The organism is Clostridium sp. TJA020, assembly GCF_058310295.1.
In genome coordinates this window covers 158563-179554 of the sequence record NZ_JBZEFC010000004.1, presented here as the reverse complement: position 1 = coordinate 179554, position 20992 = coordinate 158563, and the positions used below count along the sequence as shown (strand labels likewise).

Annotated in this window: 25 protein-coding genes and 1 riboswitch; of the genes, 19 read left to right on the top strand and 6 right to left on the bottom strand. The window is 24.9% G+C overall.

The features are described 5' to 3' along the window. The 6 genes from aroE to AC4FQ1_RS08770 all read left to right on the top strand — a co-directional run bounded on the left by aroE (position 1) and on the right by AC4FQ1_RS08770 (position 4543). Positions 1-1077: a shikimate dehydrogenase gene (gene aroE, locus AC4FQ1_RS08795; RefSeq protein ID WP_491169488.1), complete on the top strand. Its 1077-nt coding sequence runs from the start codon at positions 1-3 to the stop codon at positions 1075-1077. 9 nt (positions 1078-1086) lie between these two features. Continuing rightward, positions 1087-1593 carry a shikimate kinase gene (locus tag AC4FQ1_RS08790; protein ID WP_491169487.1) on the top strand — a complete coding sequence of 169 codons (507 nt, stop codon included), beginning with the start codon at positions 1087-1089 and terminating at the stop codon, positions 1591-1593. Between the two features lie 78 nt (positions 1594-1671). Then, positions 1672-2685, top strand: coding sequence for a 3-deoxy-7-phosphoheptulonate synthase (gene aroF, locus AC4FQ1_RS08785; RefSeq protein WP_303129238.1), 1014 nt, complete (start codon positions 1672-1674; stop codon positions 2683-2685). Between the two features lie 403 nt (positions 2686-3088). Then, on the top strand, positions 3089-3502 hold the full coding sequence (locus AC4FQ1_RS08780; RefSeq protein WP_491169486.1) for a hypothetical protein: 414 nt from the start codon (positions 3089-3091) through the stop codon (positions 3500-3502). An 8-nt stretch (positions 3503-3510) separates the two neighbouring features. Continuing rightward, positions 3511-3693, top strand: a complete 183-nt coding sequence (locus AC4FQ1_RS08775) for a hypothetical protein (protein WP_303129235.1) — start codon at positions 3511-3513, stop codon at positions 3691-3693. A 103-nt stretch (positions 3694-3796) separates the two neighbouring features. Next, complete coding sequence (locus AC4FQ1_RS08770) at positions 3797-4543, top strand: FAD-binding oxidoreductase (RefSeq protein ID WP_303129234.1); 747 nt, start codon at positions 3797-3799, stop codon at positions 4541-4543. A 72-nt stretch (positions 4544-4615) separates the two neighbouring features. On the opposite strand, the gene AC4FQ1_RS08765 is transcribed toward AC4FQ1_RS08770, so the two are convergent. Further along, positions 4616-5161 carry a class IV adenylate cyclase gene (locus AC4FQ1_RS08765; protein WP_303129232.1) on the bottom strand — a complete coding sequence of 182 codons (546 nt, stop codon included), beginning with the start codon at positions 5159-5161 and terminating at the stop codon, positions 4616-4618. 231 nt (positions 5162-5392) lie between these two features. Here AC4FQ1_RS08765 and AC4FQ1_RS08760 point away from each other — a divergent pair, with 231 nt between their 5' ends. Next, entirely contained in the window at positions 5393-6991 is a 1599-nt protein-coding gene (locus AC4FQ1_RS08760) for a Na/Pi cotransporter family protein (RefSeq protein WP_303129230.1), read from the top strand. Positions 6992-7005: 14 nt separating this feature from the next. On the opposite strand, the gene AC4FQ1_RS08755 is transcribed toward AC4FQ1_RS08760, so the two are convergent. Both AC4FQ1_RS08755 and AC4FQ1_RS08750 read right to left on the bottom strand, forming a co-directional pair. After that, complete coding sequence (locus AC4FQ1_RS08755; protein ID WP_491169485.1) at positions 7006-8676, bottom strand: hypothetical protein; 1671 nt, start codon at positions 8674-8676, stop codon at positions 7006-7008. Positions 8677-8723: 47 nt separating this feature from the next. Continuing rightward, entirely contained in the window at positions 8724-9068 is a 345-nt protein-coding gene (locus AC4FQ1_RS08750; RefSeq protein ID WP_303129227.1) for a YjcN family protein, read from the bottom strand. 181 nt (positions 9069-9249) lie between these two features. Between AC4FQ1_RS08750 and AC4FQ1_RS08745 the strand changes: the two genes are divergently transcribed. Together AC4FQ1_RS08745 and AC4FQ1_RS08740 are read left to right on the top strand one after the other, a co-directional pair. Then, positions 9250-10287, top strand: a complete 1038-nt coding sequence (locus tag AC4FQ1_RS08745; RefSeq protein WP_303129225.1) for a nucleoid-associated protein — start codon at positions 9250-9252, stop codon at positions 10285-10287. Between the two features lie 128 nt (positions 10288-10415). Further along, a complete protein-coding gene (locus AC4FQ1_RS08740) occupies positions 10416-10730 on the top strand; it encodes a DUF1540 domain-containing protein (RefSeq protein WP_491169484.1) in 315 nt (104 codons plus the stop codon). 38 nt (positions 10731-10768) lie between these two features. Here the strand turns inward: AC4FQ1_RS08740 and AC4FQ1_RS08735 are convergent, their stop codons facing one another. Both AC4FQ1_RS08735 and AC4FQ1_RS08730 read right to left on the bottom strand, forming a co-directional pair. Continuing rightward, positions 10769-11149, bottom strand: a complete 381-nt coding sequence (locus AC4FQ1_RS08735) for a DUF4363 family protein (protein WP_491169483.1) — start codon at positions 11147-11149, stop codon at positions 10769-10771. After that, positions 11150-11881, bottom strand: a complete 732-nt coding sequence (locus AC4FQ1_RS08730) for a DUF421 domain-containing protein (protein ID WP_303129220.1) — start codon at positions 11879-11881, stop codon at positions 11150-11152. A 131-nt stretch (positions 11882-12012) separates the two neighbouring features. Here AC4FQ1_RS08730 and AC4FQ1_RS08725 point away from each other — a divergent pair, with 131 nt between their 5' ends. Both AC4FQ1_RS08725 and AC4FQ1_RS08720 read left to right on the top strand, forming a co-directional pair. Continuing rightward, entirely contained in the window at positions 12013-13671 is a 1659-nt protein-coding gene (locus AC4FQ1_RS08725) for a nucleoside kinase (protein ID WP_491169482.1), read from the top strand. 176 nt (positions 13672-13847) lie between these two features. Then, entirely contained in the window at positions 13848-14195 is a 348-nt protein-coding gene (locus tag AC4FQ1_RS08720; RefSeq protein WP_303129216.1) for a hypothetical protein, read from the top strand. A 49-nt stretch (positions 14196-14244) separates the two neighbouring features. Here the strand turns inward: AC4FQ1_RS08720 and AC4FQ1_RS08715 are convergent, their stop codons facing one another. Then, positions 14245-14727 carry a hypothetical protein gene (locus AC4FQ1_RS08715; RefSeq protein ID WP_303129214.1) on the bottom strand — a complete coding sequence of 161 codons (483 nt, stop codon included), beginning with the start codon at positions 14725-14727 and terminating at the stop codon, positions 14245-14247. A 225-nt stretch (positions 14728-14952) separates the two neighbouring features. On the opposite strand from AC4FQ1_RS08715, the gene sdaAB reads away from it, so the two are divergent. The 8 genes from sdaAB (at position 14953) to AC4FQ1_RS08675 (ending at position 20989) form a co-directional block, all read left to right on the top strand. Further along, on the top strand, positions 14953-15636 hold the full coding sequence (gene sdaAB / locus AC4FQ1_RS08710; RefSeq protein ID WP_303129213.1) for an L-serine ammonia-lyase, iron-sulfur-dependent subunit beta: 684 nt from the start codon (positions 14953-14955) through the stop codon (positions 15634-15636). Continuing rightward, the gene (sdaAA, locus tag AC4FQ1_RS08705) at positions 15636-16514 is read left to right on the top strand and encodes an L-serine ammonia-lyase, iron-sulfur-dependent, subunit alpha (protein WP_303129211.1); all 879 of its coding nucleotides are present in this window, start codon (positions 15636-15638) and stop codon (positions 16512-16514) included. Before sdaAB ends, sdaAA begins: the two co-directional genes overlap by 1 nt. An 82-nt stretch (positions 16515-16596) precedes the next feature. After that, positions 16597-17157 (top strand): hypothetical protein, encoded by a 561-nt coding sequence (locus tag AC4FQ1_RS08700; protein WP_303129209.1) that lies wholly within the window; start codon positions 16597-16599, stop codon positions 17155-17157. After that, positions 17158-17268, top strand: a riboswitch (TPP riboswitch). Positions 17269-17336: 68 nt separating this feature from the next. Next, positions 17337-17846 (top strand): energy coupling factor transporter S component ThiW, encoded by a 510-nt coding sequence (gene thiW, locus AC4FQ1_RS08695; RefSeq protein ID WP_491169481.1) that lies wholly within the window; start codon positions 17337-17339, stop codon positions 17844-17846. Between the two features lie 137 nt (positions 17847-17983). After that, entirely contained in the window at positions 17984-18493 is a 510-nt protein-coding gene (locus AC4FQ1_RS08690) for a hypothetical protein (RefSeq protein WP_491169480.1), read from the top strand. Between the two features lie 34 nt (positions 18494-18527). Continuing rightward, a complete protein-coding gene (locus tag AC4FQ1_RS08685; RefSeq protein WP_303129205.1) occupies positions 18528-19229 on the top strand; it encodes a response regulator transcription factor in 702 nt (233 codons plus the stop codon). 109 nt (positions 19230-19338) lie between these two features. Further along, positions 19339-20259, top strand: coding sequence for an ATP-binding cassette domain-containing protein (locus AC4FQ1_RS08680; RefSeq protein ID WP_303129204.1), 921 nt, complete (start codon positions 19339-19341; stop codon positions 20257-20259). Beyond that, positions 20252-20989: a DUF2705 family protein gene (locus AC4FQ1_RS08675; protein WP_303129203.1), complete on the top strand. Its 738-nt coding sequence runs from the start codon at positions 20252-20254 to the stop codon at positions 20987-20989. The genes AC4FQ1_RS08680 and AC4FQ1_RS08675 overlap by 8 nt, the downstream gene beginning before the upstream one ends. The last annotated feature ends 3 nt before the right edge of the window (positions 20990-20992 follow it).

The window sequence follows — 20992 nt, the reverse complement described above, 5'->3', positions numbered from 1 at the left end:
ATGATGGATTTGGAAGATTTCAGAAAAGAGATTGATAATATAGATAAAGAAATTACAAGATTATTTGAAGAAAGAATGGATGTTGTCCTTAAAGTTGCAGAATATAAAAAGAAAAATAACTTAGAAATATTTCATAAGGGAAGAGAAGAAGATGTAATTAATAAAAATATACATAGATTAAAAAATAAAGATTATAAAGAAGAATTGAAGAAATTCTTTATTGAAATGATGGAAATATCTAAATCACTCCAAAAAAGAAAGTTAAATAGAGAAAGTTATGGATTAATTGGGGAAAAACTTTCTCATTCATTTTCTCCTGAAATTCATAAATTTATATTTAATAAGCTTAATATTGAAGGAGAGTATAATTTAATTGAAATACCAAAAGATGAAATAAAAAATATAAAAGAAACATTAAAGAAATTAGATATTAAAGGAGTTAATGTAACAATACCATATAAAGAAACAGTTATTAAAGATTTAGACTTTGTTTCAGAAGAAGCTAAAAAAATTGGTGCAGTTAATACAATATTTAATAAAAATAATAAACTTTTAGGTTATAATACTGATTATTATGGATTTAAATATATGTTAGAATATAAAGGCATTAATGTTTTTGATAAAAAAGTTATGGTTTTAGGAACTGGTGGTGCTAGCAAGGCAGTAGTTATCTATTTATTAGATAATGGTGCTAAAGAAATAATTATAGTAAGCAGAAATAAAAACCAACTATACAAGGATATTAAAAATATAAAAGTTTTAACTTATGATGAAATAAATGATATAGAAGGATATGCACTTATAAATACAACTCCTGTTGGGATGTATCCAAATATTCATAATTCTCCTGTTTCTTTTGAGGTAATTGAAAAATTTGATGTATTAATTGATCTAATATATAATCCACTTAAAACAAAGTTTTTAAAAATTGGTATGGAAAAAGGCAAAGTAACTTGTGATGGACTTATGATGCTTGTATTACAAGCTATAAAAGCAGAAGAAATATGGCAAGAGAAAAGTATTGATAAACAAATTGCATTAGAGATATATAATAAACTTTTAAAACTTTTGAATTGAGGCGAAGTTATGGAAAAGAAAGATAAAATAATTCTTATTGGAATGCCAGGCTGTGGCAAAACTACAATAGGTAAAATTTTAGCGAAAGAGCTTTCGTATAACTTTTATGACATGGACGATTATATTGAAAAAATGGAAGGTAAATCTATTAAAGAATTATTTAGTCATTCAGAAGAAAGATTTAGAGAAGCTGAAACTAAAGCTTGCACGGAACTTATAAAGAAGAAAAGATGTATTATAGCATCAGGTGGTGGCGTAATAAAAAAAGATATTAATATTGATATACTAAAGTCAGGAATTATTATATTTATAAATAGACCAAATGAAAAAATAATTGGAGATATTGATATATCGAAAAGACCATTATTAAAAGATGGAAAAGAAAAACTTTATAAATTATATAATGAAAGATTTCACAAATATAAAAACTCTTGTGATATTGAAATTTTAAATGAAGGATTTATAAGAGATGTTATTAATTCAATAAAACGTAGTTTAAAGGGAAAAATTAAATAAATGTTTATTATATATGTGATAAATAACAGAATTTAGGGGTTAATTATAGCTTATAATAAGTTTTGGAGGGAAGTACATATGATTATTGCAATGAATAAAAATGCAACAGATGATGATATAAAAAAAGTTAGAGAATGTGTAGAAAAATTAGGTCTTAGTACATATTTATCAATAGGAGATAATTATACTATAGTTGGAGCAATGGGGGAAACTGCAATATTAGATGAAAAGAAATTATTAAGATTTGATGGTGTAGATAAAGTAATTAAAATTGAAGAACCTTTTAAAAAAGCAAATAGAATATTTAAACCAGATGATACAATAGTAGATGTTTTAGGTAATAAAATAGGTGGAGGAAATCTTGGAATTATGGCTGGGCCTTGTTCTGTAGAAAGTGAAGAACAAATTATTGAAATTGCAAAAAGTGTTAAAAATTCAGGAGCAAATTTTTTAAGAGGTGGAGCATTTAAACCAAGAACTTCCCCATATAGTTTTCAAGGTTTAGAACTTGATGGACTTAAACTTTTAAAAAAGGCTAAAGAAGTAACTGGTTTACCAATAGTTACAGAACTTATGTCAACTGATTACTTAGATGAATTTGTTGAAAATGTAGATGTAATTCAAATTGGTGCTAGAAATATGCAAAACTTTGATCTTTTAAAGCAAGTTGGTAAAACAAGAACACCAGTACTTTTAAAGAGAGGATTATCAGCAACAATAGAGGAATGGCTTATGTCAGCAGAATATATAATGGCAGGTGGAAATGAAAATGTAATTCTTTGCGAAAGAGGAATTAGAACCTTTGAAACAGCAACAAGAAATACATTAGATTTAAGCGCTATACCAGTTATAAAAAGATTAAGTCATTTACCAGTAATAGTTGATCCAAGTCATGCAGCAGGATACTGGTATTTAGTAGAACCTCTTGCAAAGGCGGCTATAATGGCGGGAGCTGATGGGCTTATGATAGAAGTACATAATGATCCAAAAAATGCTTTAAGTGATGGACAACAATCAATAAAACCTGAAAACTTTGATAATCTTATGAAAAAAATTAAAAGAATTGCAGAGTTTGAAGGAAAAATAATTTAATTGTTAAAGTAGAGAGAGTTTATTCTCTCTATTTTTTTGCTTCAAAATATAATAGATTTTTATTAAATATTTTTTTGTTACTAGGTAAAACTAAATTTAAGTAAATTAAATTTATAAAATATATAGTATTTAAATGTAAAATAAATAAATTTAAATAGGAGGTTTTTATGATTAAAGCAAAGGGTGAAGAAAAGGAAAAGAAAAGAGAAGTAGTTAAGGAACATACAAATAGAAAAAGAAATTTAAAGAAAGAAGAAATTGATTGGGAACTTATAAGGTAGAGTAAAATAGAGAAACTTTAAGTTTCTCTATTTTATTTCATGTAATTATATAGAAAAAATATAAAAATATGTATTAATATAGAGCGAAATTTGTTATTATGTTTTATAAGGAGGGGGAGTAAATGGGTATTGATTATAAGAAGATTGGGAAATTTACATTAATAATTATTTCTAATATTTTGTTTTTAATTTATAGTTATTTTTCAACTATGCTTTGGTTAACAACTTTTACATTTTCAATAGAGGGAATCTCTATTCCTATTAGTGAGTTTTTATATTTCTTTAAAATTGTAATAGTACTTGCTATTATAGCTATTATACCCTTAGTATTTTCAAAGTATTTATTAATAAACATAATAATAACTATAGTAATGGCTATGGGATGGCTTATGACTTCAATAAATTCACCAACAAAAGAAATAATGAATATGAATATCTACGGATTCTCACTTAATATGATTTTAATTGCCCTTATGTCTTATTCAATTATAATAAAAAAACTAAATAAAAAATCAGATAAATTAAGTGTTATTTAGGGGATAATATGGATAAGCTTAAAAAATTAAAAATAATAAAATTTTTGTTATGGTCAGGTCTTATAATTATTCTTATATTAGACCAAAAATCTGTTATAGAAAATACATTAACAATATCATTATTATTTATGATATTAATAGCAAGTATAGATAAAAATATTGAAAAATACTTACTTAAAAAGAATAAATAAAATTTCTTTAATGTTATTTAATAATTATTATTTAATAATAATTAAAAATGGTATATAATATATTTAATGGATAAAGGTTATAACTTAAGGAGGAGAATTTATTATGATTAACAATATGAGAGAGGTTGAAATATTTAATAAAGTAAAAGAAAATGATGTAGTTACTTCGTTTTATATGAGACCGGTTGATAAAGGTGAGTTAAAGAAAAATATGCCAGGTCAATTTATATCAATAAGCCCTATTAAAGAGGGAAAAGATAAAGAAGAAATAAGACAATATAGTTTGTCAATGAAGCCTGGTTCAAATTTTTATAGAATAAGCATAAAAAGAGAAGAACATGGATTAGTATCAAGATATATGCATGACAAAGTAAATATTGGAGATACAATATTCATAACTGAACCACTTGGCGATTTCATCCTAAAAGAAGATAATAGACCAGTAGTTTTATTAAGTGGTGGTATTGGAGTTACACCAATGATGTCAATGTTATATAAATCTTTGGAGGATAAGAGAGATGTAACATTTGTACAAGCTGTTTTAAATTCAACTGCTCATACATTTAAGGGTGAAATTAAAGAATTAAAGAAAAATAATAAAAATATGAAAACAGGTGTATTTTATCAAACACCATTAGATTCTGATATATTAGGTGAAGATTATGATGAAGTTGGATTTATAACAAAGGAATGGATAGAAGAAAACTTACCTAAAGATGGAGATTTTTATTTTTGTGGACCGCTAGGATTTATGAAGCACATATATGATACATTAAAAGGAATGGGAGTCAAAGATGATTCTATACATTATGAAATGTTTGGTCCTTCAAAGGATTTAGCAAATTTATAATTGTATGAATATAATATATTAAGTATAAGAAATTATGGCTGGACTTAGTGATAGACTTTGCCCAGCCATTTTTTATTTATTTTTATTATACTCATCAATTAATTCATATATAGTTTTTGAAGTAGTATCTTTCATTGAATATCCAAGTAGTTTAAGCATATTATCTAGAGATTCTTCTGATGATGTCTCTATTTCTATGTAAGGAAATGGACAAAAATCTTTATCATTTATGTCTATTTCAACTAATCCATCTAAAAGCTTATAACTTTCTCTATATTTTTTTATAGATTGATGAAGTTTAAGACCAAGGGCTTTAAATATTCCTTCTGCCATAATTTTATTATCAACTATAACTTCATTTTCTTCCATTTCTTTAAATTTTCCTTGAGATAACATTTTTTTTGTTGTCATAAATATAATTTCTTTATTATTTAGTTTGTCATTTATAGTTCTAATTCTTGCATAACCTTTATTTTTAAGTAATCTTCCATCTTCAAAATCATAAATATCATTAATTTGATCCTCAGACTTTACAAGTTTAGCATTTAAATCTTTAAGTTTACTTCTCATATGGTCTACATTTATATTTATAATTCTAGTTTCTAATTCTTTTGCCATAAAAGATTCCTCCTAAATTTATTTATTTATAATATTATATCAGATACATATTAAATTATATTAAATATAATAATTTATTTAAGTTATGTTAAAACTAGGTTAGAAAACATTGATATTTGTGAATAAATGATAAATAAATAGTAATGAGTATTAACTTTATTTTAAATAATAGATAGAATTGATTTGTATAAAACAAATTTTTATAAAAACAAAGATTTGGAGGAATTTATTTTGGAGATATTAGGAATATTCTCAGGACTTATAGGTGGATTAGGTTTATTTCTTTTTGGAATGAAATTAATGGGAGATGGTCTTGAAAACGCTGCAGGGGATAGACTAAAGGGAATAGTTGAAAAAGTCACTAGTAATAGGTTTATAGGTGTTCTAATAGGAGCATTAGTTACTGCCATAATTCAAAGTTCTAGTGCAACAACTGTTATGGTAGTTAGTTTTGTAAATGCAGGTATAATGAATTTAATTCAAGCAACTGGTGTAATAATGGGAGCTAATGTTGGGACAACAATAACAGCTCAAATGGTTTCACTTGATTTAGAAAGCATAGCACCATTAGTAATTGGTATAGGTGTATTTATAACATTTATAGCAAAAAGTAAAAAGCATAGAGATGTTGCAAGTATACTTTTAGGATTTGGGTTATTATTCTTAGGAATGGGATTAATGTCAGATGCTATGAAACCAATTGCAGAATCAAATATGTTTAAAGAATTCGTATTTTTAGTTGGAAATAATAGAATATTAGGATTATTAACTGGTGTTGTTATGACTGCTATAGTTCAAAGTTCATCAGCAACAACTGGTATACTTATAGCACTTGCAACAACTGGAGCAATAGATCTTTATGTTGCTATACCAATAATTTTAGGATGTAATATAGGGACATGTGTAACAGCTCTACTTTCATCTGTTGGTGCTAATAGAACTGCTAAAAAGGCAGCTATAATACATCTTTTATTTAATAGTATAGGTACATTAATTTTCTTACCTTTTATAGGAATATTAATAGAAACAGTTCAGGCTATAAGTGGAACTGATATAACAAGACAAATAGCTAATGCTCATACAATATTCAATATTATAGTTACTCTTGTTTTATTACCATTTGCAAATGTATTAGTATTTATTGCAAATAAAATATTACCAGGTGACGGAGAGATAGAAAGAAATGGAGCATTATATTTAGATGAAAAGTTACTTGAAACTCCAGTTATTGCTGCAGTTCAAGCAGAAAAAGAAACTATAAGAATGGCTAATAAAGCTATGGAAAACTTTGAACTTGCCATGAAAGCTTTTTCTGAAGACAATGAATCATACATAGATCAAGTTATTAAAAATGAAGTATTAATAAATACATTAGAGAGAGAAATTGCTGATTATTTAGTTAAAATTTCTCAACAAGAATTATCAGATGATTTATCTAATGAAGTTACATCAGCATTTAATGTAATAAATGATATAGAAAGAATTGGAGATCATGCTAAAAATATAGCAGACTTAGCAAGAGAAAAAATATATGAAAAAGTTACTTACAATGATGAAGATAAACATGATTTAAAAGTTATGTTTAATACTACATTAGAATCAATGGAAATGGCAATAAGGACTTACGGCGAAAAAGACGTTAAAAAGGTTTGTAAAATAGATAAATTAGAAGATGCAATTGATGCTATGGAAAAAGAACTTAGAATTAGTCATATTAGAAGACTTAATAATGGTAAAACAACTGCATATGCAAGTGTAATATTCTTAGATGTTATAAGTAATTTAGAAAGAATAGGAGATCATGCAGCTAATATTGCAGAAAGTATTTAAAAAATAAGGACTATTTAGTCCTTATTTTTGTTTAAATGATTATTTAATTTATTACTATTTGAAAATGTTTTTATTTTATTAAAATTAAAGTCCATAATAATAAATTTATTATTTGATTTCATTATAATAGAATCAGAGGTTATATTATAAAGATTATAATTAACTTCAGGTTTAAAATTTTTACTTTCTCCAGTAGAAGTATTAATAATACTTAAATTATTATAACTTTGGTAAACTATATATTTATCGTTAAATAACATTTCATTTATAGTATCAGAGCAATTTAACTTATAATTATAATATTTATGTTCTGAATTATTATAAATACTAGCTATATAATTATTATCAGAATAACTTAAGTAACCAATAGTATCATTGAAGATGTAAAATTGAAGTATATTATCCATATTTTTAAGTATTTGCTTAATAACTCTTAAGTTTCCAGTTTTAATATTTAAAGATATAATTTGTGGTGGTGAATTTTTTTGCTCAACTATACCATATAGATGATTATCTTTGTAGTAAAAGTCTCTAAGTAATAAAGATGGGGTTTCAGGCATAAATCCATTAAAACTATCTATTATTTCATTAGTTCCTTTTTTTAGTAAAACAACAGCACCATCATAAGAAACTTTTATTGTTCTATCTTCATCAATATCTAAAGTATTTGGAGCATAATTAATATCAAAGTCTAAATTATATTCTTTGTAATTTTTGTCATATTCTAATTTTTTAAATTTACCTTTTTTAGAAATAATATAATCACCAATTATAGTTGTATTATAAGGTTGTGATTTATTATTTAAAATTGTTGTATATAATTTTTGTGATTTTGTATTGAAAAAGTAATTTTCAATCACTATATTATCATTAGACCTATAAATATCAGATGTTTTATTTACGTATTTTAAAATAGGTTTTTCTATGGATAAATTATTATTAAAATCTAATGGTAAAGATACAAAAGTTTTAAGATTTTCATCAGTATTTTTTATTGTGTATATTGTATTTTTATAAAGTAATAAATTATCTTTATATAAAGGAGCTGTTTTATTTAATATTTTATTATTATCTATAGAATATAAATAAATTTTGTTTTCAAAAAGAAATGCGGCTTTATTTAAATCAATAGTAACAGGTATTTCAGCACGAATATTAGATTTAAAAATATTAGTTGATTTATTAGTATTTAAGTCAAGTATATTTATAAAAGAACCTTCTTTGTTAATACCTGAATATATAAGTTTATTATCAGTTACTTCAAAATCTTTTATAGTAAAAAGATTATTAGAATTTTCTACTCCACTTAATAGTAATTGAGTTTTTTTGTTATTTATATTGATAGATATGATTTCTTCAGATATTAAGTCATGTATAAAAATAAAGTTATTATTACTTTTAGCAGTTGTAATATAAATAGATTTATTATTATCTTTATTTAAGTCTTTTAAATTAAAAATTTCCTTTTTGTTATTATTATTTTTATTATAAGTTGTAAGAATTAAATAGTTTTTTTCATTTATATCATTAGTATTTCCGTTTGATGTTGAAAGTGTAAAATAGTAATTTGAATTATTATTAGTAAAAAATATTGAATTAAATTTATTAGAATCATATTTTACAAACAACACAATTACAAAAGCAATAACAATAAATATATATGTTATTATAGTTGTTTTTTTCATATTAATTAGTTAGTCCCTCCTAAAAGTGTTAATAAAATTTTTAAAATTTATGCTTCACCATAAGTAGAGGAAAAGTAAAGAATTCCCGATTTTTTAACTTTAAAATTAAAAAAATCACTTTTATCATTAGGTTTAAAGTTTGTAATCTTATAAATTTTTGAATTTTCTTTTTCTAAAATTTCAGCATCTAAATTAGTTTGAAATTCATTAATTTCAAAATTATATTTAATAGCTTCAATAGGATAGCCAGTTAAAAATAATTTAGATCTAATAGATAGTTCGGGAGTTGTATGAAATACTATAAGTAGTAATGCAAACACACCAATTAAACTTAATAATATTTTTTTTAATTTGATTCTTGACGGATTAAACTCTTTAGAAAACTTTCCCATAAAATACCCCTTATTTAATAAATATATTTACATTATAACAAAATTTACAAAAATTTCTATAAAAATATAGAATATTTATTTTTTTGACTTTTATAAGAGCTAATTTAAAAGAATAAATTTCAAAATTTTTATGTTAAAATATAAAATGTTATTGAAATTTTGGTTGGAGGATTTTTATTTTATGGAGTATATAAATGATATTAATATAAATGAAGCTGTTATACATATTTTAGATAGTAATGGGGGAGAACCTATATTAAATGAATATTCATTGGATTTAAATGAAGATATATATAAATTTATATTTAAACATATAGAAAAGTGTTTTAAAGATGAGGAATTAAAGTATGCTAAATTTAATGAAGGAAGAAGTATTGTAAAAGAAGTAACACAAGATTTTTTAAATGGTATAGATAATGATTTAATAAGCCTTTCAAAAGAACTTGCAAGACAGATGTTTGCAATAATGAATGGAAATACTAATATACCTTCTTGTGATTTAATTATAGCATCTGTAGTAACAGATAAGGGACCTATGATTGCAATATTAAAAATGGATTATATAAAGAATTTTACACATAAAGTAGATTTTATAGATAATAAAATAGGAATTGGAATAGTACCTCAAGCAGCAGGACTTCCAGGAAGTTCTCAAAAGATTCAAAAGGCAGCTTTTATAAAGCCTATAAGGGAAGATGACAAATATAATCTTATGGTGCTTGATAAGCAAAAGAAAAGTAAAAACGAAGATGAATATGGCGCAAATTATTTTATAAATAATTTTTTAGGATGCTCTATAATAACTAATGAAAGAGATATGACAAAAACATTTTTAAAAGCTACAGAAACTTGGACAAGAGAAAAATTTCAAGAAGATGCAGATAGAGCAGAAAGAGTTAGATCAACAGTAAAAAATAAACTTAAAGAGGAAGAAATTATAAATATTGATAATCTTTCGGATGAATTATTTAACAATGAAAGTACAATGAAAAATGAATTTTCAAGTTTTGTTAAATCGCAAGGAATTGAAAATGTAGAAGTAGATAAAACTTGGGTTGAGAAAAAGTTAAAAAGGGTAAGGCTTAAAATTGATAAAGAAATAGATCTTTATATAGATGAAGAAGTTTATAATGATCAAGATAAGTTTGAAATAGTAAGAAATGGTGATGGAAGTATAAATATGGTAATAAAAAGGGTTAAAAATTATATAGAAAAATAAGAAAGTTTATTATTATATTTAAATAATTAAAATAAAATTTAGAAAATATAATTTTTATTAAATAGGGATTAAAATTATCTTACTTGCAAATAATAATGTAGTAAATAAAACAAAGGAGTGGTTTTATAATGGCTACATTAAGATGTGGAGTTAATGAATGTGCTCATAATAAAGAAAACTTTTGTTGTAATCAATCAATAAAAGTTGGTGGAGTTCATGCAAATATTGCTGCACATACAGCATGTGAGAGCTTTGATGAAAAAGGCAATGAAATGACTAGCTCAATTGAACAATCACCAAATCCTAATATGGCAATTAGTTGTAATGTATCTAATTGCATACATAATGAAAATCAAAGATGTGTATCAAATTATGTTGATATATCTTCAAGTGTATCAACTTATGGAAATACTACACAATGTTCATCATTTACTCAAGAATAAAAAAAGTCTTCTACCAATTAAATTGGTAGAAGATTTTTTTACAATATATTTTCTATAGTTATATTTTGTAATTTCATTAATCTTTCAGCATTATATTTAATCAAATGAAGACTCACGAGAGAATTACTAAGGTCTTTTGATTTTACAAGAACAGTAAGTTTAACTGATTCATCAATTATAGAATCTATATCTAGATGATTAAGGTATATTGTGTAGATAAAAGCATTTGATTTTAATAAATCGAGTAATTCTACACTATAATTATAAGCAGTTTCAAAATCATTGTTATCTATTGTTTGTTCTAATTTATTACTTCTAGAAATTATATCTGAACAAAGTGTTTGAATTTTTGAGTCAGAGAAAACAATGAAAGTAGTAACTGTTAAAAATAATATTAAAGATACTATTATATTTTTCATTTAATTCCCTCCTTTTGTGTATTTATCAAACAATTGATATTTAAAGTTTCCTTCTGTATCATAAAGCGCAATTAAAATTTTCTTAATATCGTGTAGTCCATATTTTTTTAATTCTTTTTTTATCCATTCATCATCCTTATTGACCTTAGTTAAAGGATTTTTATTAATCTTACCATCTGAGATTAATATTTTAGGAAGTTTAGGACTTGTTTGATTAGATTTACTATTTTCCTTATTACCTTTAGATTGATTTTGAGTTTGAGAAGTTTGGGAATTAGAAGTACCACTAACGGTATTAGGCAATATTGATATGTGACCATTTGTTTCTAATATTGCATATTGTATTTCTTCCAAATCAAAATAACCAAGTAAACGAATTTCCTCCATAAGTTCATCTATATTAATTTGTTGACTTTTAAGAGCAGAATACATTATTTTGCTTTTATAAATAAGTATAGCAGGTTCACCCTCTATTAATCTTCTTGCAAATTGACATTTTAATTGTATTTGGGATAATAGTCCCTTTAAAAGCAATAAAGTTATTATCGGTACTATACCTAATATGAGAGGAAGCCTAGCATCTTGCATAGGTATAGAAGCTAAATCTGAAATCATTATAGTTATTACAAACTCATAAGGCTGAAGTTCGCCAATTTGACGCTTTCCCATAAGTCTCATTGTTATTACAACTATTATATATAAAATAGTTGTTCTAAAAAAAATATTAAACATAAATAACACCTCATAAATAATATTTGTAAATTTAAGTGTTTTATTCAAAATATAAATATAATAAGTTTTATCAGGGAATAAAAAGTAATATAATTATATTAAAACTAGGTATAGCTACAGGAGGAGTATATATGACAAAATTATATATAACATTAGAAGATAAAAGTTCTGTATCAGTAGATGAGGGATTGAGGTTTAAAGATTTTATAGATAAATATTATAAAGATGAAGAAAAAGATATAGCATTATGTAAATTTAATGGTGAGTATTATGAACTAATGAAGGAAATACCTTCTAGTGGAACATTAGAAAAAGTTTATTTTAATACTGTAGAAGGAATGAATGTGTACACAAGAACATTACAATTTATTTTTATAAAAGCAGCATTAGATTTATTTAAAGATTCAAAAATAACAATAGAGCATTCAATAAGCAAAGGCATTTTTGGAGAAATTCATAAAGAAAAAGCTTTATGTTACGATGACATTATAAAAATAAAAGAAAATATGAAGAATATTATAGAAAAGGATATACCTATAAATAAAATAAAGGTATCAAGAAAAAAAGCAATAGATATATTTAAAAATTATAAGATGGATGATAAAGTTAAACTTTTAGAAAGTGTAGATTTTGAAAATGTAAATTTATATGAATTAGAAGGAAGATATGACTATTTTTATGGAGAAATGGCATACTCAACTGGAGTAATAAAAGCTTGGGATTTAATGTTTTATGAGCCAGGCTTTATATTGAGAAGACCTACTGAGGACAATTTAAATAGTTTACCACCATATAAGGAACAAAAAAGACTATCTAATATATTTTATGAAACAGAAAAATGGTTATCAATATTAGAGGTTGGGGAAGTTGGAAGCTTAAACGAAAAGATACTGTATAATGGTCTTAAAGATTTAATATTAGTTTCTGAAGCACTTCATGAAAAAAAGATAGCAGAAATAGCAGATAGAATATCAGATAAAAGCGGGGTTAAAATGGTATTAATTGCAGGACCATCATCTTCTGGTAAGACTACTTTCGCAAATAGACTTAGTATACAGCTTAGAGTAAATGGATTTATGCCAGTTCCTCTTAGTATAGATGATTATTTTGTAAATAGAGAAGATAGTCCAAGAGATGAAAATGGAGATTATGATTTTGAATCAATATATTCAGTAGATCTTAAAACTTTAAATGAGCACTTAGAAAGGTTGTTAAATGGTGAGGAAGTAGAAATACCAACATATAACTTTAAAAAAGGAAAGAGAGAGTGGTGTGGACATAAAGTTAAGTTACCTCAAAATGGAATACTTGTTTTGGAAGGTATACATGCTTTGAATCCTGTATTAACTCAATCAATAGGAAATGAATATAAGCATAAAGTATATATTTCTGCTTTAACTCAATTAAATTTAGATAATCATAATAGAATACCAACAACTGATGTAAGAAAAATAAGAAGAATAGTTAGAGACTTTTTATCAAGAGGATATGGTGGAGAAGAAACATTAATGATGTGGCCTTCAATAAAAAATGGAGAAAAGAAAAATATTTTTATATATCAAGAAGAAGCCGATGATATGTTTAATTCAACACTTGTTTATGAGATTTCAGTTTTAAAACCATATGCTTTAAATGAACTAAAAAAAATAACAAAAGAAAGTAGTGTATATAATGAGGCTCAAAGGCTTATATCATTATTAAATTTCTTTAAAGAAGTAGCAATAGATAAAGTTCCAGAAAATTCAATACTACGTGAATTTATTGGAGGTAGTTGTTTTTATAAATATTAAAATGAAAGGGGCTTTAAGCCTCTTTTTATTTTAGAATTTTTATATAGTAATATAATTAAAAAAGGTAGTAGTGCTATAAATATTAAAAAATAATAAATTGAAGATAAGAGAGAAACTTGTTAATTTAGTACAAATGTAGTTAAATTATTATAGAAAAAATAAATGAGGTGTAAGGAATGGAAACTAAAGAAGTTAAAGATTACATAAAAACAATATCAAAGTCATCAGCATATTTTATATTTAGAAATGGACCAGTAAAAAAACTTTATGAGGAAGGAAAGTTAACTGATGAGGAAATAAAAGAAATGCAAGAGTATCTTCAAAATCATTTAGCTTATCTTTATAATGTATTATTAGAAGAAAATAATATACAGAAATTTGATTTAATAACATCAACAATGAGTAAATTTTATGTAAATGATGATTCAGTAGTGGAATTAAAAGATGATGGATTTGATAATTTCTTTGAAAGTTTATTTAATCCTGGAAATAATAAAAATAGTGGATTAAAATTAAAAAAATAGTTAAATAAAAAGGAGATTATATATTTTTATATAATCTCCTTTAAATCTGTTATGCTTTTTCTACTTTTACTTTTTTATATTTTAATACTTCATAAAAATCGTCAAAAGATGCTTTTTTCATAGAAAAATTAAAAACTGTTTTTTCAAACTCTAATTTAATTAAGTAACTTTCTTTTGATTTTTCCTTATATTTAACTAAGTTTATTGATTTATAAGGAACATTGTAATACATATAATAAAGTGAACCATGTGTAAGTAATAATTTAGAATTTATAAATATATTTAATATTAAAAGTAATATTATTATAAATGATAATACCTTCTCAATCATTGAACTTTGATCAACACACATCATATAAATACAAGCTATTACAGCAAGTATAATTATATATATAATTGATGATAAATTATAATTTTTAAGGACTACAAAAGGTCCTTCTTTTTTTAGTGCATTTCTTTTAAAATAATTCTTTAAAATAGCAAATGAATAGATAATTATAAAAGCTAATTCTATAATTACAAATAAATCCATAAGAATTCACCCCTTAATTTTAAATTGCATTAACAGTAAGTTAAATATAACATCATTGTATGAACAATAAATTAACAGCTTTTAAAATAAAATTTAATGACTGTATTTAATAGTATTGATAAAAGTTATAATAATGGATTAAACTATAACTAAATAATAGTATTTCATTAAATAATAAAAAATATTTTAGTTTATAAAATTTATTCATAGGATAAGGTGATAAATATGAACAATGTAGGTGTTTTTGATATTTTAGGTCCAATAATGATTGGTCCTTCAAGTTCTCATACAGCAGGTGCTGCAAGACTTGGAAAAGTTGCAAGAGCGGTAGCAGGAGACGAAGTTATAAAGGTAATATTTTATCTTCATGGATCATTTGCCAAAACATATAAAGGACATGGAACTGATAGAGCATTAGTTGCAGGAATACTTGGAATGGAACCAAGTGACAAAAGACTTAGAGATTCTTTAAATATTGCAAGAGAAAAGGGATTAGATTTTTCTTTTGAAGAAGTTGATTTAGGAGATGTGCATCCAAATACAGTTAAATTTGATATGATAACTAAATCAGGAGAAAGAAGAGAAGTTATTGGTTCATCAATTGGTGGTGGTGGAATAAAAATAAGTGAAGTAAATGGAAATAAAGTTGAATTTACTGGAGATTATCCAACACTTATAATAGCTCAAAAAGATGTCCCAGGAGTTGTATCTAAAGTAACTACACTTCTTTATGATAAAGGAATAAATATTGCATTTATGAGTGTGTTTAGAAAGCAAAAGGGACAAGGAGCAAATATGGTTTTTGAATTAGATCATGGAATTGATGATGAAACAATAAATAAAATAAAGAATATAGAACATATAAGCAGAGTAATAATGATAAATCCTGTTAAGGAAGGTGAAGAATAATGCAAGCAAGAAGTGGAGAAGAACTTTTACAAATATGTGAGGAACGAAATATTTCTTTAGCAGAATATGCTATTGAGATGGAGATGGAAAAGTCAGGCGATTCAAGAGAAACTGTTATAGAAAGAATGAGAAAAACTATAAAAGTTATGATTGATTCTGCTACAGAAGGAATGGAAAAGGAAGTTTATTCAGTAAGTGGACTTATTGGAGGAGATGGATATAAAATACATGAATATTTAAAATCAAATAAAACATTAACTGGTACAACAACAGTACTTGCAATGGCAATGGCATTATCATCATCAGAGGTTAATGCATCAATGGGAAGAATAGTTGCTTGTCCTACAGCTGGTTCATGTGGAATACTTCCAGCAGTTATATTGGCAGCTGGTGGTAAGTTAAATAAAACAGAAGATGAACTTATTATGGGGCTTTTTGCATCAGCAGCTATAGGAACTATTATAGCAATGAATGCAACAGTATCAGGAGCAGAAGGAGGTTGTCAAGCAGAATGTGGTTCAGCAGCTGCAATGGCATCAGCAGCTACTGTATATATGATGGGAGGAAGCACAAAGCAAAGTTTAGATGCTGCTGCAATAGTTCTTAAAAATATATTAGGACTTGTGTGTGACCCAGTTGCAGGTCTTGTTGAAATTCCTTGCGCTAAAAGAAATGCAGCAGGAGCTGTTAGTGCACTTTGTACAGCAGATTTAGTTATGGCTGGAGTAGAATCAAAAATTCCATTTGATGATACAGTTTCAGCTATGTATAAAGTAGGAAGACAATTACCACCATCATTAAGAGAAACTGCAATGGGGGGAGTTGCAATAACAAAGACAGGAATTGAACTTAGAAAAAAAGTTTTTGGAGAAGAATAAATATATAGTAATAAGAATGGTTATTTAGAATACTATAATAACTGAAAGTACTATTTAAGGGATTTAAATTGGATTATACGAAATGAATGATTTTAATGAATTTATAAATGAATTTTCATCATTATTTGAAAATAATTTTAATAATAAAAATAATTCAAACTGTAATAATAGTGGAACTTCTAACAATAGTGCAAGTTCAGATCCAAATGAACAGTGTAGTGATGTTCCAGGAGGATTTCAAGATTTACATCCACAAATGTTTGTGCTTATTGGAGATATAATTGGTCAAGTAATGTCAGGAAATATGCCATTTAATATTCAAAACTCTATAGGAAACTGGTTTGAGTTAATAGGACAAGTTATTTTAACATATAGTGCACAACAACAATATTTTCAAAATGGACCAGGAAGATATTATAATAGAAAATATAAAAATGTAGGAAATCCTTTTTGTGAACAAAACCCAACTCCAGATAATGCAAATGATGGAACTACAAGTTCAATAAACACAACAGAATCTACTACAACTAATAAGAATATAAAATATGAAGAAGAAATAAAAAAACTAAAGTCTGATATAAATAATCTTGTTTGTGAAGTAGAATTATTAAAAAGAGAATTACAAGATGTAAGAAAAAGATAAATTTAAAGCTAGGGGAGCCATAAGTTTTGCTGAGATTGAAATTAAAAATTTCTAAACCCTTATTACCTGATATGGTTAGTACCAACGTAGGGAGTGCTTATTTATGAATATAAATATATTTAATAAATTGAGTATAACCTTAAGGTTATACTCAATTTTTATTTTGGAGGGATTTTATAATGAATAAAGAAAAAAACTTAACTTACAAATTATTATTAAGTGGATTGCTTATTGGAATATCTGTACTTTTTGGAACATTTTCAATACCTATGTTTGGAGCAAAAATATCTCCAATTCAACATTTTGTAAATGTTATTTCAGGAATAACTTTAGGTCCTTGGTTTGCAATTTTAAATGCATTTTCTTCATCATTTATTAGGAATATATTAGGAACTGGAAGTTTGTTAGCTTTTCCAGGAAGTATGATTGGTGCATTATTTGCAGGTTTATTTTATAAATGGTTTAAAAATATGTTTTCTGCAGTTATAGGAGAATTTATAGGGACAGGAATCATAGGTGCTATGCTTGCATATCCAATAGCATCTTTATTGCTTGGAAAAGAAGCATCATTATTTTTATATGTAATACCATTTTCATTAAGCTGTATAGTTGGAGCAATTTTTGCATATGCCTTCTTGAAAATATCATTAATAAATAAAATATTAGTTATGAAAAAAGATAATATTTAAATTATTAATATTAGTTTTTAAATGTTTTGATTAATATTAAATAAGATATAGATGTAAATAGAATTTATAAAGATTAATAAATTTTAATGCTACTTTATATAATTATACAAATGACTACTAAACAAAGGAGTGTTACAGTGAAAAAAATTATAATAAATATAGTTTTATTAATAATTTTATTTGGCATACCATATTTACCATACAAGAAAGCAGCAGATTATACATGTTTTGATGGAAATGGAGTTAATTTAATAGTTCAATACAATATAAATAAAGAGGAACCATTAGTTATAAAAGGTTCTTCTTATATAAAAGCATATGCAAGTGTAAATAATTTAAATGATATAAATTATTCAGAAGTTAATGCCATTGGAAATACTCCATATAAAGAATTATCTACATTTAATTTAGGTAAACCTAAGTATGTAGATTTTTTAGTTAAGGGCAGTTTTGTTGATGATATAAATAATATTGATACTTTAACATTAAATGTGTATGATTGGTATCCAATTGGAAAACATATAAGAATTATGGACACAGTATTGTGGCACAGGTATAACTTAAGTTTAATATTTAATTATTTGGTAGTTATAATTATAATTGTTATAATTTATAATATAAGAAAGGTCTTTTTTAAAAGTTTATAATTATTTATAAAAAGGTTGAAAGAAGAGGGATAAGATGAAAAACATAGGGGAAGAAAGAATTTTAATAATTGAAGATGATCAAGATATAAATGGATTAATATATAGAATTTTAACTAAAGAAGGATATAATGTTACTCAAGCTTTTTCAGGCAGTGAAGGAAGATTATGCATAGAACTTTATGATTATGATGCTGTGCTTATAGATTTAATGTTACCTGGAATAAGCGGAGAAGATATAATAAAAAAAATAAGAGAAGAAAAATTTATGCCTATTATAGTTATATCAGCTAAGACGTCACAAATAGATAAGGTAAATGCATTAAAAATAGGTGCGGATGATTTTATATCAAAACCATTTAATATAGAAGAATTACTTGCAAGACTTGAAGCTCAACTTAGAAGGTACAAAAAATTTCCACAAGAAAAGTTTGAAGAAGAAGTTGTTTTAAGATATAAGGAAATTGAATTAGATAAGGAAAAATTAGAAGTTAAAGTTAAGGGTGAGTTAATACCTTTAACAGCAAAGGAATTATCAATATTAAAATTATTATTAGAAAATCCTAATAAAGTGTTTACAAAGGCAAATCTTTTTGAATCAGTATGGAATGAAGAATTTTTAGGTGATGATAATACTATAAATGTACATATAAGTAATATACGTTCTAAAATAAATAAGATAGATAAAGAAAATGATTATATAAAAACAATATGGGGAATTGGATTTAAGTTACAATAATACATGCTAATAATATTTAATTAAGACTTTCTTAATGTTTAATTTAATATATCTTTTAAAATTTACATTAGACTCTATATATAAACATTAATAAGAAGGTGAAAAAATTTTGAGAGAAAATATAGTTATTACAAGAAATGTAACAAAGAAATATATAAATAAATTTGCAGTAAATAATATTAATATGACTATAAAAGAAGGAGATATTTATGGTTTAGTAGGTAGAAATGGTGCCGGAAAAACAACCATAATTAAGATGATTACATCATTAACAGATGAAACATCAGGTGAAATAGAGTTATTTGGAAAAGTAAATAAAAAAGAAAGAATAAAAGAACACTCGAGAATTGGGGCAATAATAGAAACTCCAATGTTTTTTCCGAAATTAAGTGCTAAAGATAATTTAGAATATTATAGAATTCAAAAGGGAATTGTAGAGAAGGATTCAGTTGATAAGACATTAAAAATTGTTGGCCTTGATAAAACAGGAAATAAAAAGTTTAGAGATTTTTCTCTTGGTATGAAGCAGAGATTAGGTTTAGCTCTTGCAATACTTGGTAATCCAGATTTTTTAATATTAGATGAACCAATAAATGGATTAGATCCAATGGGAATTAAAGAGATTAGAGATATTTTAATAGAACTTAATAGAGTAAAAAGAACTACTATTTTAATTTCAAGCCATATATTAAGTGAACTTTCTCAACTTGCAACATGTTATGGATTTATAGATAATGGAGTACTTATAGAAGAATTATCAGCGGAAGAATTAGAGGAAAAATGTAGACATCATATATCTATAAAAGTGGACGACTCTGAAAAGGCATCAGTTGTATTAGAAAAATTAGGCTGTAAATCTTATGATGTATTAAATGGAAATAATTTAAGAATTTATGATTTTATAAATGAACCTTATATAGTTAATTCTATGTTAGTAAAAGAAGGTATAAAGGTATATCAACTCCAAAGGATTGGAAGTAATTTAGAAGATTATTTTTTACAATTAGTTGGAGGTGATAAAAATGCTTAATCTAGTTAAAGCAGAGCTTTATAAGTATAGTAAAAGATCATTTATATATAAGTTACTTATTGCACTTATAGGATTGATTGCTTTAATGATGTTAGGAATTGATTTTTTTGATGGTCAAGGTATAACAAGAGAAATTATTATAGGAAGCTTTGGAATGACCTTTAATTTTATTCTTATGATTGTTATGGTATTTGCAGTTGTTTTTTTAGATGATTATAGAGAAGGTACATATAAAAATATTATAGTGTCAAATTTAACTAGAACTGAAATATATTTAGGAAAATTTATAGCTCAAATAATATTAGCTTTCATATGTATGATTATTTGTATAATAGCATTAATTATAGCATTAATGTTTTTGCCATCTGATGGAATGTCTATAAGTTTGCTAAGCAACATTATAAATAGATTTTTGTGTTCAATACCTTTATATATAGCTGGAATTTCCATTGCAAATTTATTAGCTATAACTATAAAAAGAGGAATAATTTATTTAATATATTATTTAGTCATTGGAAATATAGGTGGTATAGTTTGGATTATGGAGACTTTTGTATGGAAAAAGTTTAATATTCTTAATAATATTTTGCTAACTACATTATTATCTAATGTAGGCTCAATAAATACAAGTAATATAACTTTATTATTTTCTGTTTTAGGTGGAATTATATATACAGTGATATTTACTTCAATAGGAATATTTATATTTAATAGACAGGAAATAAAATAAATT